Below are 13,457 nucleotides of genomic sequence, written 5' to 3'. Positions count from 1 at the left end.
TCACGGGCCCGCGCGCGCCGCGGACCCCCGACCCCACTCGGGAGGAACAACGTGAGGATCAGGCGCACCACCCCCCGCCCCGCCCGCACCGGACGAGCCCGCGTCATCGCCGTGGCCTCCGGCCTGCTGGCCGCCTCCGCCCTCGCCGTCACCGACGCCCAGGCCGGCGCCGGAACCGCCGCCGCGCCCTCGGCGGCGCGGCTGGCCGCGGTGAGCACGGCCGTGGAGTCAGCCGGTGTGGCGGGCACCGCCTGGGTCGTCGACCGGGACACCGGCACGGTCGTGGTCACCGCGGACTCCACCGTCTCCGCCGCCGACATCGCCAGGATCAGACGCGAGGCCGGGCCCCATGCGATACGCGTTGAGCGCACCCCCGGCACGTTCCGCACGCTGATATCCGGCGGCGACGCCGTCTACGCCCAGAGCTGGCGCTGCTCGGCCGGGTTCAACGTCCGCAAGGGCAGCACCTACTACTTCCTGACCGCCGGCCACTGCACCGAGGGCAAGCCGCAGTACTACGCCAACTCCTCCCGCACCACCCCCATCGGACCCAGCACCGGCACCAGCTTCCCCGGCAACGACTACGGGATCGTGCAGTACACCAACGGCTCGATCGCCCACCCCGGCGAGGTCAACCTCTACAACGGCCGCTCCCAGCGCATCACCGGCGCGGGCAACGCCACCGTCGGCCAGAACGTCCAGCGCAGCGGCTCCACCACCGGTCTGCACGGCGGCAAGGTCACCGGCCTGAACGCCACTGTCAACTACGGCAACGGCAAGATCGTCCGCGGCCTGATCAAGACGAACGTCTGCGCCGAGCCGGGCGACAGCGGCGGCGCCCTCTTCGCCGGCTCCACCGCCCTCGGCCTGACCTCCGGCGGCAGCGGCAACTGCCGCTCGGGCGGGACGACCTTCTTCCAGCCGGTCACCAAGGCGCTCAGCGCCTACGGGGTGAGCATCCTCTGAAGCCGGGCCGGGCGGCCACGTCCGCCGGCCCCACCACGCGTCTGACCGCGAGCGCTCCGCCCTTCCCCCTGCCTGCGGCCAGCAGCACCCGGACCCCCGGCCCCCGCGGGCCGGGGGTCCGGGCACGTCCGCCGCCGCCCCGGCCGCCGCCTGTCCGCCCGTCCGCCCGTCGTCCCAGCTCTCGACCGGCGTCCGGTCCGGGCATACCGTGGAGACATATCACCTGATACGGGCACAGGGGGCCGTGATGCTCGAAGACCTCGTGGTAGCGCTGGTGGCCGCCGGGTCGGCCGGTCTGGTGTACCTGGGCGCCGCGGCCCGGGTGGTCAAGCAGTACGAGCGCGGAGTGGTGCTGCGGCTGGGACGGCTGCGCTCCGAGATACGGCAGCCGGGATTCACTCTGATCGTTCCGGGCGTGGACCGGCTGCGCAAGGTGAACATGCAGATCGTCACCATGCCGGTGCCCGCCCAGGAGGGCATCACCCGGGACAACGTCACGGTGCGGGTCGACGCCGTCGTCTACTTCAAGGTCGTGGACGCCGCCGAGGCCGTCATCCAGGTCGAGGACTACCGCTTCGCGGTCTCGCAGATGGCCCAGACCTCGCTGCGGTCGATCATCGGCAAGAGCGACCTCGACGATCTGCTCTCCAACCGGGAGAAGCTCAACCAGGGGCTGGAGCTGATGCTCGACAGCCCGGCCGTCGGCTGGGGCGTCCACATCGACCGGGTGGAGATCAAGGACGTCTCGCTGCCGGAGACGATGAAGCGGTCGATGTCCCGGCAGGCGGAGGCGGAGCGCGAGCGCCGGGCCCGGGTGATCAACGCGGACGCGGAGCTGCTGGCGTCGAAGAAGCTGGCGGAGGCGGCGCAGACGATGTCCTCGCAGCCGTCGGCGCTGCAACTGCGGCTGTTGCAGACGATTGTGGCGGTGGCCGCCGAGAAGAACTCCACGTTGGTGTTGCCGTTCCCGGTGGAGTTGCTGCGGTTCCTGGAGAGGGCGGCGGAGCCGCCGCATGAGGCGGCGGAGCAGCTGCCCAAGGGGGAGGCCGGTGGGGGCTGAGCCGGGGACTTTCCCCCACCCCGCCCCTTCCCGTAACCGGGGCTCCGCCCCGGACCCCGCCGCGCTCCGCGCGGTGTCCTCAAACGCCGGACGGGCTGAATCGGTTGCCCGGACCCGCTGAAGCGCGCGCAGCGCTCGGCGCCCGGTAGGGGCGCGCGTATGAAAATACGCGCGACCGGAAGTCGCCCTTGTGCACTCCCTCGCCCGATCGGGACACTCGACGGACCAACTTGGCATGGACGCGACCTCCTGTCGGGGGTGCGGCTGTGTCGTTCGTCCTCCGGGCCCGTGGTCATGCGCAGCCGGGCCCAACCCCCCACTGGAGGTGCCGAGTTGAAGTTTCGTTGGACGTCCGTGCGCACCACCCTGGCGGGTGCGGCCGTGGCCGCGCTCGCCGTTGTCACTCTCGCTCCGCAGCAGGCCCAGGCGGCTCCTCGTGACGTCGTCGCCGACGGCCTGGTGACCGGTGTCGTCGGTGCGCTCGGGCAGGTGGCGGGCGGTCGGTCCGCCCTGGCGCGGCTCTCGCCGGCCCGGCTGGAGTCGGCCCGCCGGACGCTGAGCGACCGTGCCACGATCCCCGGCACCGCGTGGGTGACGGATCCCAGAGTCGACCGGGTCGTGGTGACCGCCGACAGCACCGTCACCGGTGCCCGGCTGGCGAGGCTGAAGGAGGTCACGTCCGGCCTCGGGCAGGCGGTGGAGGTGCGCAGGATCACTACCAGGCTCACCCGCTACGTCGAGGGCGGGGACGCCATCTGGGGCCCCACGGCCCGCTGTTCGCTCGGTTTCAACGTCGTCGACGGCTCCGGCCGTCCCTTCTTCCTGACCGCCGGGCACTGCGGCAACGTCGTGGCGCAGTGGTCCCGGTCCAAGGGCGGCGCGCCCTTCGCGAAGACCGTCAAGTCGGTCTTCCCCGGCAAGGACCACTCCCTCGCCGAGTACACCGACCCGGGTGTCGCCTCCCCCGGCTCGGTGGCCCTCGGCGGCCGCTCGCAGAAGATCACTCACGCCGCCGCCGCGTACGTCGGTGAGCGGGTGCGGCGCAGCGGGTCCACCACCGGGGTGCACGGCGGCAGGGTCACCGGCCTCGACGCCACCGTCAACTACCCGGAGGGCACGGTCACCGGGCTGATCCAGACCGACGTCTGCGCCGAGCCGGGCGACAGCGGCGGCCCGCTCTTCGACGGCGACGCCGCGCTGGGCCTGACCTCGGGCGGCAGCGGCAACTGCGGCCTGCTGGGCGGCACGACCTACTACCAGCCGGTGGGAGAAGCCCTGGCCGCCTACGGGGTGCGCATCGGCTGACGCGCCCCCGCCACGGACCGCGGCCCCCGGACACACCTCCACGGTGTCCGGGGGCCGCTTCACGTGCCGTGGTTCTCGAACCGGCGAGATTCTAGAACTCGAAGACCGTGCCCTTGCCCGCCTTCAGCTCGCACGGGTTGGCGAAGGTGCGCTCGAAGCTCACCCGGCGGCCCTCCCACACGCCCTCGGCGGTGACAACGCTCGGGTTCCACTCCCGCGTGCAGGCGGTGCCCTCCTTGACCTTGGTGACCTCGTCGAAGTCACCGCCGGCGAGCCGCAACGTGGCGCAGGCGCCACGGGTGTTCGGGTGGGTGCCGTCGGCCTTCGGGGTGCACGTGAGGGTCACGGCGCGCTGAACGCCGGCGGTGGCCGCCGAGTCGCCCTGGCCGATGGTCAGTACCAGCGCTGAGGGCGCGTACAGACTCTGCGTCTGTGCCGCGGGTATGGGCGTGGGTGCGGCGTTCGCCGCCGTTCCGACTCCCACCAGGCCGCCCAGTGCCAGCGCGGCTCCCAGCGCGATCCCCCCAGTGATGTACCGCATTCCGAACACTCCCTTGTTCGTCGGTGCAGATAACGGACGGCAGTCTTGCTCAACTCGAGCATGAACGCACCCCGATCGAACACTTTCAGTCGCTGATTGAAAACCCTGTGTAGTGTCGGGGGTTGGCCGGATCCGGTGTGAGCGGGCTCTCGCGGACGATCGCGCAGCGGTCGTCGCATCCGTTGTGATGTCCGACTTGGGGGAGAAGATGCGGAATTAATGTTTCAGGGATGTTGACCAGCGCAGATTCCTTGTTTTCATTGATGAAATATCAAAAGAGCCTGCGAAAAGGCGATTTGCGATGCGCTGAACCGTTGGATCTAATGAGCTATGCGTCGGTCCGGGAGCCTCCCGGGGCCCGGCCGAAAAGCGGTCCGCCCGGCGGCCGCGGGGCGGCCGGAGCGTTCGCGGAGTGTCGCAGCAATGGCTGAAGACCACTCAGACCGACTGTTCGGTCTGCCGCTTCGGGGGCCCTCCATGGCGTCGCGACGCGAAGGGCTCCGCGCCGCCGCCCGCACGAGGAGGGGACGGGCGGCGGCGCGGCACGGTCATTCCGCGGCGTCCCGGCGGGCCCGCCGCACCGCGCCGGCCATCGTGACCGCCGTCCCCGCCGCCGCCCAGCCGGACAGCACCAGCAGCGGGCAGGTCAGCGCGTTGCCCCCGAAGTAGGCGATGGAGCGCGCCGACCAGGTGCCCGCGCCCGGTGGCAGGGCCGGGCCGATGGCGCGCCAGAACGGCGGCAGCAGCGGATAGGGGTACGCCCCGCCCGCGCTGGGGTTGCCCAGCACGACGACGAGGGCGATCGCCAGGCCGATGCCCACCACGCCCGCCAGCCCCTGCAGGGCCAGGGTCAGGGCGCCCACGGCGAAGACCACCAGTGCGCCCAGCCCCCACAGGCCCAGGACGCTGCCCGGCAGTGCCCCCAGGAGCGGGCCGGTGATGACGGCGCCGAGCAGGCCCGCGACGATCGCGTAGACGGCGATCGCCCCGAGCCGGATGACCGCCCGGTGGGGGTTGGCGGGGCGGGCGCCCGCGCTGACGGCGAGGATCGCCGCGCACAGATAGCCGCCCACGCACCAGCCCACCACCAGGTAGAAGGAGCTCAGCCCGCGGGCGTCCCCGACGGCCGCCGGGGCGACGTCGGTGACCTCGACGGTGCGCTGCTGCGCCCGTTCGACGCGGGTGACGACCGCCTCGGCGGCCTGGGCGAGGGAGGCGCCGGAGCCGCCGGCGACGAGCAGGGTGTCGGTGCTGCCGCGCGGGTCGACGACCAGCGCCGCGTCGAGGTCGCGCTCGCGGATCTCCCGTACGGCCTGGGTCCTGTCGCGGACCGTGCGCGGGTCCAGGGGGGTGCCGGGCAGGGCGGCCAGGTCACGGGTCAGCTGCTCGCCGAGCCGCGGCGGGGCCACCACGCCGAACGCGATGTCCTTCGGCTTCGGGCTGTGGAAGGCGCCGACGTAGGAGATGACGAACGCGAGCTGCAGCACCAGCGCGCCGATCACCAGCAGCGCCGCCCGGCCCGTCACCGCCTCCCGCGTCTCCTCGAGAAGGCGGGCGCCGCCGCCGGGGGTGCAGACCATGCCTCGAGCCTGCGAGGTCCGGCGGGGCGGCGCAGTCGGTGCGGGCCGTACGGGTGAGCCGGGGCGCGCCTCGCACAGTGATTCGTACGAACGTTCGAGAAGTGGTTTATGGTGGATGGGGAGGGGCGGTTTTCGGACAGGGGGTGCGGCGGCAGGAGGTGTGATGGCAGCGTTCTCGGCGGCGGCGCCGGCGTTCACGCACCTGCACACCGCCTCGGGCTTCTCGACGCGGTACGGCGCCACACACCCCGAACAGCTGGCCGAGCGGGCCGCCGAGCGCGGCATGGACGCACTCGCCCTCACCGACCGCGACAGCCTCGCCGGCGCCGTCCGGTTCGCCAGGGCGGCGGCCCGAGCGGGGGTGCGGCCGCTGTTCGGCGTGGACCTGGCCGTCCGCGAGCCGCTGCCCGCGGACGGGGCCACGGTGCGGCACCGCACCCCGGCGCGCGGCGGCGCCTTCGTCGACGAGTCCGCGCCCCGCGCCGTCTTCCTGGCCCGCGACGGCGCGCCCGCCTGGGCCGCGCTGTGCGGGCTGGTCTCCGCCGCCCACGCGCGCACCGGCGAGCGCCCCGCACTGGACCGGGACGACCTCGCGGCCGCCGCCGACGGCATCCGCGCCCCGCTGACCGTCCTGCTCGGCCCCGACTCCGGGATCGGCCGCGCGCTGGCCGCCGGACGCCCCGACCGGGCCGCACGGCTGCTGCCGCCCTGGCGCGAAATGTTCGGTGACGGCCTGCGCCTGGAGGCCGTCTGGCACGGCCGCACCGGCACCGGCCCCGGCTCCCTGCGGCTGGCCGCCCGCACCGTCGGCTTCGCCGCCGAACAGGGCGTACCGGCCGTGCTGACCAACGCCGTCCGCTACGCCGACCCCGGCCAGGGGCCCGTCGCCGACGTCCTCGACGCCGCCCGGCTGCTGGTGCCGGTCGACCGCCGCAGGCCCGAGGCCCTCGACGGCGGCGAGCGCTGGCTGAAGGACCCCGCCGCCATGGCCGCCGCCGCCGAACGGATCGCGGAGGCCGCCGGGTTCCGCCGCGACGAGGCCCGTCGGCTGCTCGCCGCCACCGAGCGGACCGCCGCCGAGTGCCTGGTCGACCCCGAGGACCACCTGGGCCTGGGCACCGTGCACTTCCCCGAGCCGCACCTGGTCGGCGCCGGCCGCCGCACCGCCGCCCGCGTGCTGCGCTCCCGCTGCGCCGCGGCCATGGTGCTGCGCGGATACGACCGCGACCGCCGCTACTGGGACCGGCTGGAGGAGGAGCTGCGCACCATCGAGGCGCGCGGCTTCCCCTCGTACTTCCTCACCGTCGCCCAGGTCGTCGACGACACCCGGGCCCTCGGCATCCGCGTCACCGCCCGCGGCTCCGGCGCCGGCTCCCTGGTCAACCATCTGCTCGGCATCGCCCACGCCGACCCCGTCGCACACGGCCTGCTGATGGAGCGCTTCCTGTCCACGCGCCGGAAGGTGCTGCCCGACATCGACATCGACGTCGAGTCCGCCCGCCGCCTGGAGGTCTACCGCGCCGTCTTCGACCGCTTCGGCGAGGAGCGGGTCGCGACCGTCTCCATGCCCGAGACCTACCGGATCCGGCACGCGGTGCGCGACGTGGGCGCCGCCCTCGGCATGGAACCGGCCGAGGTCGACCGGCTCGCCAAGGCGTTCCCCCACATCCGGGCCCGCGACGCCCGCGCGGCCCTGGCCGAACTCCCCGAGCTGCGCGGCGTCGCCACCGGTCCGCACGGGATCGCCGACGCCCGCCTGTGGGGGCTGGTCGAGGCGCTGGACGGGCTGCCGCGCGGCATCGCCATGCACCCGTGCGGGGTGCTGCTCTCGGACGCCTCCCTGCGCGCCCGCACCCCCATCGTGCCCACCAGCGGCGAGGGCTTCGCCATGTCGCAGTTCGACAAGGACGACGTGGAGGAGCTGGGGCTGCTCAAGCTCGACGTGCTGGGCGTGCGGATGCAGTCCGCGATGGCGCACGCGGTGGGCGAGATCGAACGGGCCACCGGGCGCCGCGTCGACATCGACGACCCCGCGCAGGTGCCGCCGGGCGACCGGGCGACGTACGAGCTGATCCGCTCCACCGAGACGCTCGGCTGCTTCCAGATCGAGTCGCCGGGCCAGCGGGACCTGATCGGACGGCTGCAGCCCGAGACGTTCCACGACCTCGTCGTCGACATCTCGCTGTTCCGGCCGGGCCCGGTCGCGGCCGACATGGTCCGGCCCTTCATCGAGGCCCGGCACGGCCGCGCCCCCGTGCGCCACCCGCACCCCGACCTGGCACCGGCCCTGGACGAGACGTACGGCGTGGTCGTCTTCCACGAGCAGATCATCGAGATCCTGCGCATCATGACCGGCTGCGACCGGGGCTACGCCGACGAGACCCGGCGCGCGCTGTCCGACCCCGAGCTGGTGGGAAGGGTGCGGGCCTGGTTCGCGACGCGGGCACGGGAGCGGGGCTACCCGCCGGAGGCCGTCGAGCGCACCTGGGAGATCGTCGAGGCGTTCGGCAGCTACGGCTTCTGCAAGGCGCACGCCGTGGCCTTCGCCGTGCCCACGTACCAGTCGGCCTGGCTCAAGGCCCACCACCCCGCGGCCTTCTACGCCGGGCTGCTCACCCACGACCCCGGCATGTACCCCAAGCGGCTGCTGCTCGCGGACGCCCGGCGGCGCGGGGTGCCGATCCTGCCGCTGGACGTGAACCGCTCGGGCACGGCCTATTCGATCGAACTGGTGTCCGGCGAGGCGGGGGGTGCGGGGCGCTTCGGCATCCGCCTCGCCCTGTCCGAGGTGCAGGGCATCGGCCGGTCCGAGGCGCACCGGATCGCCGACGGCCGCCCGTACACCTCGCTCCAGGACCTGTGGCGGCGCGCCCGGCCCGCCAGGCCGGTCGCCGAACGGCTGGCCCGGGTCGGGGCGCTGGACGCCTTCGGCACCAACCGCCGGGACCTGCTGCTGCACATCGCCGAGCTGCACGGACGACGGGACCCCGCCGGCGCCGTCCAGCCGACGCTGATCGACAGCGCGCGGGCCGAGCCGATCGGCCTGCCGGACCTGGACGCGAAGGAGCGGCTGGGCGCCGAGCTGAACGTGCTCGGCATGGACACCTCGCGCCATCTGATGACCGATCACCGGGCGTTCCTGACGGAACTGGGCGCGACCCCGGCCCGCCGGCTGCGCGACGCGCGGCACGGCGAGACCGTGCTGGTCGCGGGCGCCAAGGCCGCGACCCAGACGCCACCGGTCCGCTCGGGGCGGCGGGTCGTCTTCACCACCCTCGACGACGGCACGGGCCTGGTCGACTGCGCCTTCTTCGACGACAGCCACCCGGCGTGCGCGCACACCGTCTTCCACTCCTGGCTGCTGCTCGTGCGCGGCACGGTGCAGCGGCGGGGGCCGCGCAGCCTGAGCGTGGTGGGCACGGCGGCGTGGGACCTGGCGGAGCTGGCGCGGCTGCGGGCGGAGGGGGGACTGGGGGCGGTGGCGGCGGTGCTGGCGGCGCCCACGGGGGCCGGGGCCCCCGCCGCGGCCGAGCGTCGTATCCGGCTGTCCACCGGCTACACCATGCATCCGTGGGCGGATCTGCAGCCGGCCGGTGAGGGGGCGGCCACGGGGCGCAAGCTGTGGCACGCGAGTCCGGGGAGTGCGGGACGATGAACGTGCGCAGGCTTTCCCCCACCCCGCCCCTTCCCGAAACCGGGGGCTCTGCCCCCGGCCCCCGGGCCGCGCTGCGCGCGGTGTCCTCAAACGCCGGACGGGTTGGAATTCTGTACCTGCACTTCCACCCCGGCTCAGCCGGTGCGGCCCTCGACGAGGAGACCTACGACGGGCTGCTCGCGTTGCTCGCCGAGGTGACGCCCGTGGTGCAGGCCGTGCCTCCTGACGCCGCGCTCATGGATGTGCGCGGCGCCGTGCGCTACTTCGGGCACGATCCGGCCGAGCTGGCCGAGTTGCTCAGGGTCCGGGCCCTGGCCCGGTACGGCGTGGACTGCACGGCCGGTATCGCCGCCAACCCCATGCTCGCCAGGATGGCCGCACAGGACGGCGCCCCCGGCGCCATCCGCGCCCTCACGGCGGAGCCGCAGGACGTGGCCGCGTTCCTGGCGCGCAAGCCTGCCGCCGCGCTGTACGGGGTGGGGCCGGCCACCGCCCGCACCCTGTGTTCGTACGGGCTCGACAGCGTCGGCCGGATCGCCGACGCGCCGCTCGCCGCGCTGCAGCGCATCCTCGGCGCGGCCGCCGGGCGGCGGATCCACGAGCGGGCGCACGGCATCGACCCCACGCCCGTCACCCCGGACGCGCGCGCCCGCTCGATGGGTGCCGAACACCGCTTCGGCGCCGACGAACTGGACCCGGAACGACGGCGGCACGCGCTGCTCGCGCTCGCCGACGGGCTGGGGGCCAGGATGCGGGCGGGCGGCCAGGTCGCCCGCGGCCTGAAGCTCACCGTCCGGTACGCCGACGGCTCCTCGAGCACCCGCTCGAGGACCTTCGCCGAACCGACCGCGCACACCCCCGAGCTGACCGCCGCCGCCTACGCGCTGCACGCCGCGCTCGCCCTGCAGCGCGCCAGGGTGCGGTCGGTGGCGCTGCGCGCCGAGGGGCTGGGCGACGGGAAACTCGCCGCGCACCAGCTGACGTTCGATCCCGCCGACGAGAAGGCGCGCCGTGTCGAGGCGGCGGTCGACCGGGCGCGGGCGCGCTTCGGCATGGGGGCGGTGGGGCCCGCCGCGACGCTGGACGTGCGCGGTCGCGAAGTGGCGTAATCACGCCACATCCGATTTCGGGGAATTTGCTTGACGAAAGCAAGAAACGCCCCGCACCCTACTCGCAAGTAAGTTAACGACCTTTTAATGCGCCCGAAACAGTCGCCCGGGTGCCGGTCGGTATGCCATCCCCCACCTGCGAGGACGTCATATGAAGCTGCGCCGCAGACCCTGGAAGTCGCTCCGTTCCCTCCTGCCCGCCCTGGCTCTCGCCCTGTCGGCGGCCGCCGTGCCGACGTCGGCGGCCGCCGCCCCGAGCGCCGCGGAAACGGTCAGCAGTGGCTGGAACGATTTCAGTTGCAAGCCCTCCGCCGCCCATCCCCGTCCCGTGGTCCTCGTCCACGGCACGATGGAGAACTCCACCAACAACTGGTGGTCCTTCGCCCCTTACCTGGTCAAGCGCGGCTACTGCGTCTTCTCCTTCGACTACGGCAAGCTGCCCGGCGTCCCTGTCTTCCACGGCCTCGGGCCCGTGGCGAAGTCGGCCGAGGAACTGGCCGTGGACGTCGACAAGGTGCTGGCCGCCACCGGCGCCTCCAAGGTCGACATCGTCGGCCACTCGCAGGGCGGGATGATGCCCCGTCAGTACATGAAGTTCAACGGCGGCGCCAAGAAGGTCAACGCGCTGGTCGGCATCGCCCCCAACAACCACGGCACCACCCTGTCCGGGCTCACCAGGCTGCTGGACGTGGTCCCCGGCGCGCGCGGCGTGATCCAGGACAATGCCCCGGGCCTGACCGACCAGGTCGTCGGCTCGGACTTCATGAAGCGCCTCAACGAGGGCGGCGACACCCTTCCCGGCGTCAAGTACACCGTGATCGCGACCAGGTACGACGAGGTCGTCACCCCCTACGAGACGCAGTTCCTCTCCGGGCCGGGCGTCCGCAACGTCCTGGTCCAGGACCTGTGCCCGGTCGACATCTCCATGCACCTGACCCTGGGCACGATCGACCGCGTGGCCTTCCACGAGGCCGCCAACGCCCTGGACCCGGAGAACGCCACCCCGGCGAACTGCGCCTCCATGCTGAGCTAGCCGGCCGGGACGGAAAAACCAGTGGCTCCGTGCCCCGCCGTGGGAGAGGCTGCGGCCGTTGATCCGACGACGGCGAGGCATGGAGCGGGGTTTCATGATGAACGGGGTACTCACGGCGGGCGGCACGGTGACGGTCGGGCTGGTGAAGGCGGGCCGGACCAAGGTGCGCTATCCCGCCGTCGTCACCCACGACGACGGCACGCGGGTCGTGGTGCGGGCGCCCTGGGCGGGTGCCGGGCCGCGCGACTTCGGGTTCGTCCGGTTCGAGGACGGCGACGTGTTCACCGAGCACTACTGGCGCGACCGCTGGTACGCCGTCAAGGAGGTGCGGGACGCCTCCGGCACGCTCAAGGGCTGGTACTGCGACGTCACCCGTCCCGCGCGGGTGGAGGCCGGCGCGCTCGTCGTCGAGGACCTCGACCTGGACCTGTGGGTCTCGGCGGACGGGGCCACCGTACTGCGCCTGGACGAGGACGAGTTCGCCGACAGCGGCCTGGACGCCCGTGACCCCGCCGCGGCACGGGCGGCCCGCGAGGCGCTGGACGAGCTCGAGGCGCTGGCCCGGTCGGGCGGCCTCGGTGGTCTTCTCGCCTGAACATGACAGGGTGACGGCATGACCGAAACCGGCAAGCACGTCTCCGCCCTCGACCTCGTCCTGGCCGTCGTGGACCCCGGCAGCTGGCGCTGCTGGGACGATCCCGTCGCGGTGACCACCGACGACCCCGACTACCGCGCCGATCTGCTCGCCGCCCGCGAGCGGACCGGGCTGGACGAGTCGGTGATCACCGGTGAGGGGCGGGTGCACGGGCGCCGAGTGGCCCTGGTGGCCTGCGAGTTCCGCTTCCTGGCGGGATCGATCGGGGTCGACGCGGGGGAGCGGCTGGTACGGGCCGTGGAGCGGGCCACCGCCGAGCGGCTGCCGCTGCTGGCGGCGCCCGCCTCCGGCGGCACCCGGATGCAGGAGGGGACCATCGCCTTCCTGCAGATGGTGAAGGTCGCCGGCGCGATCACCGACCACAAGGCCGCCGGGCTGCCCTACCTCGTCCACCTGCGGCACCCCACCACGGGCGGCGTCCTCGCCTCCTGGGGTTCGCTCGGCCACCTCACCGCCGCCGAACCGGGCGCCCTCATCGGCTTCCTGGGCCCGCGCGTGCATCAGGCGCTCTACGGCGAGGAGTTCCCGGCGGGCGTCCAGGTCGCCGAGAACCTGCTGGCGAACGGACTGGTGGACGCCGTTCTGCCGGCCGGGCGGCTGGCGGGCGTCGCGGCGCGGGCGCTGTCCGTGCTGTGCGCGGACGGCGGAGGCGCTCCGGATGCCACCGCCGGCTCCCCCGCCGGTTCCTCCCTCGATACGCCCGGAACCGTCGCGAGCCCTGTCGCGCCGCCCTCCGCCGAGGAATCGATTCGCCGGTCGCGCCGACCCGACCGGCCCGGCGTGCGCGAGCTGTTGCGCGCCGCCGCCACCGACGTCACGCTGCTCAGCGGCACGGGAGCGGGGGAGCGCGACCCCGGACTGCTGCTCGCCCTCGCGCGCGTCGGCGGCACCCCGTGCGTGGTGCTCGGCCACGACCGGGGCACTCACCCCGACCCGGCCGCCGGGCAGGCGCTGGGGCCGGCCGGTCTGCGCGCGGCCCGGCGCGGCATGCGCATCGCGGCGGAGCTGGGCCTTCCGCTGCTCACCGTCGTGGACACCGCGGGCGCCGCGCTCTCGCGCGAGGCCGAGGAGGGCGGCCTCGCCGGTGAGATCGCCCGCTGCCTGGCCGATCTGGTGAACCTGCCCGCGCCCACCCTGTGCCTGCTGCTGGGCCAGGGGGCGGGCGGCGCCGCCCTCGCGCTGCTCCCGGCGGACCGGGTGGTGGCGGCGCGGCACGCCTGGCTCTCCCCGCTGCCGCCCGAGGGCGCCTCCGCGATCCTGCACCGCACGACGGACCGGGCGTACGAGGTGGCCGGGCGGCAGGGCGTACGGTCCGCCGACCTCTTGGCGAACGGGATCGTGGACCGCATCGTGGAGGAAGGACTGCCGGAGGAAGGAGACTTCCTTTCGGCTCTCGGGCGGGTGATCGGAGCGGAGATGGCTGCTCTCACGGCGCGCGACCCGCGGGAGCGGCTCGCCGCGCGTCGTTCGCGCTACCGGCGCCTCGGTGGCCGGGGTGTCGTTCATTCATAAAGATAAGCGGGCATTGGGGGTATACGTTCGCGGGGAATTGA

The 13,457-nt window shown here is 73.8% G+C and carries 10 protein-coding genes; 8 read left to right on the top strand and 2 right to left on the bottom strand.

Features of this window, described 5'->3' with window-relative positions; translation table 11 throughout:
- Positions 1-51 precede the first annotated feature (51 nt).
- The 3 genes from ACIG36_RS23520 to ACIG36_RS23510 all read left to right on the top strand — a co-directional run bounded on the left by ACIG36_RS23520 (position 52) and on the right by ACIG36_RS23510 (position 3,331).
- Entirely contained in the window at positions 52-966 is a 915-nt protein-coding gene (locus tag ACIG36_RS23520) for a S1 family peptidase (protein WP_399931067.1), read from the top strand.
- A 247-nt stretch (positions 967-1,213) separates the two neighbouring features.
- Positions 1,214-2,026 (top strand): slipin family protein, encoded by an 813-nt coding sequence (locus ACIG36_RS23515; protein ID WP_399931064.1) that lies wholly within the window; start codon positions 1,214-1,216, stop codon positions 2,024-2,026.
- Between the two features lie 294 nt (positions 2,027-2,320).
- Positions 2,321-3,331, top strand: coding sequence for a S1 family peptidase (locus ACIG36_RS23510; protein WP_399931238.1), 1,011 nt, complete (start codon positions 2,321-2,323; stop codon positions 3,329-3,331).
- Between the two features lie 91 nt (positions 3,332-3,422).
- Here the strand turns inward: ACIG36_RS23510 and ACIG36_RS23505 are convergent, their stop codons facing one another.
- Positions 3,423-3,872 carry a subtilase-type protease inhibitor gene (locus ACIG36_RS23505; protein WP_399931061.1) on the bottom strand — a complete coding sequence of 150 codons (450 nt, stop codon included), beginning with the start codon at positions 3,870-3,872 and terminating at the stop codon, positions 3,423-3,425.
- A 548-nt stretch (positions 3,873-4,420) separates the two neighbouring features.
- Positions 4,421-5,452, bottom strand: coding sequence for a DUF3533 domain-containing protein (locus tag ACIG36_RS23500; RefSeq protein ID WP_399931058.1), 1,032 nt, complete (start codon positions 5,450-5,452; stop codon positions 4,421-4,423).
- 163 nt (positions 5,453-5,615) lie between these two features.
- On the opposite strand from ACIG36_RS23500, the gene ACIG36_RS23495 reads away from it, so the two are divergent.
- The 5 genes from ACIG36_RS23495 to ACIG36_RS23475 all read left to right on the top strand — a co-directional run bounded on the left by ACIG36_RS23495 (position 5,616) and on the right by ACIG36_RS23475 (position 13,416).
- Positions 5,616-9,107 carry a DNA polymerase III subunit alpha gene (locus tag ACIG36_RS23495; RefSeq protein WP_399931055.1) on the top strand — a complete coding sequence of 1,164 codons (3,492 nt, stop codon included), beginning with the start codon at positions 5,616-5,618 and terminating at the stop codon, positions 9,105-9,107.
- 80 nt (positions 9,108-9,187) lie between these two features.
- Positions 9,188-10,216 carry a hypothetical protein gene (locus ACIG36_RS23490; protein ID WP_399931053.1) on the top strand — a complete coding sequence of 343 codons (1,029 nt, stop codon included), beginning with the start codon at positions 9,188-9,190 and terminating at the stop codon, positions 10,214-10,216.
- A gap of 151 nt (positions 10,217-10,367) precedes the next feature.
- Positions 10,368-11,249, top strand: a complete 882-nt coding sequence (locus ACIG36_RS23485) for an esterase/lipase family protein (protein ID WP_399931050.1) — start codon at positions 10,368-10,370, stop codon at positions 11,247-11,249.
- A gap of 94 nt (positions 11,250-11,343) precedes the next feature.
- The gene (locus tag ACIG36_RS23480; RefSeq protein WP_399931047.1) at positions 11,344-11,844 is read left to right on the top strand and encodes a DUF402 domain-containing protein; all 501 of its coding nucleotides are present in this window, start codon (positions 11,344-11,346) and stop codon (positions 11,842-11,844) included.
- A gap of 18 nt (positions 11,845-11,862) precedes the next feature.
- The gene (locus ACIG36_RS23475) at positions 11,863-13,416 is read left to right on the top strand and encodes a carboxyl transferase domain-containing protein (protein WP_399931043.1); all 1,554 of its coding nucleotides are present in this window, start codon (positions 11,863-11,865) and stop codon (positions 13,414-13,416) included.
- Positions 13,417-13,457: the final 41 nt, after the last annotated feature.

This window comes from Streptomyces sp. NPDC053048 (assembly GCF_044547045.1).
Taxonomy (GTDB): domain Bacteria; phylum Actinomycetota; class Actinomycetes; order Streptomycetales; family Streptomycetaceae; genus Streptomyces.
Note: the sequence above shows the minus strand (reverse complement) of the source record. Positions and strands in the feature narration are given on the sequence as shown.

Coding starts and splice junctions, on each gene's coding strand:
- ACIG36_RS23515 (WP_399931064.1), top strand. CDS start 1,214: ATGCTCGAAGACCTCGTGGTAGCGCTGGTGGCCGCCGGGTCGGCCGGT.
- ACIG36_RS23510 (WP_399931238.1), top strand. CDS start 2,321: ATGCGCAGCCGGGCCCAACCCCCCACTGGAGGTGCCGAGTTGAAGTTT.
- ACIG36_RS23505 (WP_399931061.1), bottom strand. CDS start 3,872: ATGCGGTACATCACTGGGGGGATCGCGCTGGGAGCCGCGCTGGCACTG.
- ACIG36_RS23500 (WP_399931058.1), bottom strand. CDS start 5,452: ATGGTCTGCACCCCCGGCGGCGGCGCCCGCCTTCTCGAGGAGACGCGG.
- ACIG36_RS23495 (WP_399931055.1), top strand. CDS start 5,616: ATGGCAGCGTTCTCGGCGGCGGCGCCGGCGTTCACGCACCTGCACACC.
- ACIG36_RS23485 (WP_399931050.1), top strand. CDS start 10,368: ATGAAGCTGCGCCGCAGACCCTGGAAGTCGCTCCGTTCCCTCCTGCCC.
- ACIG36_RS23480 (WP_399931047.1), top strand. CDS start 11,344: ATGATGAACGGGGTACTCACGGCGGGCGGCACGGTGACGGTCGGGCTG.
- ACIG36_RS23475 (WP_399931043.1), top strand. CDS start 11,863: ATGACCGAAACCGGCAAGCACGTCTCCGCCCTCGACCTCGTCCTGGCC.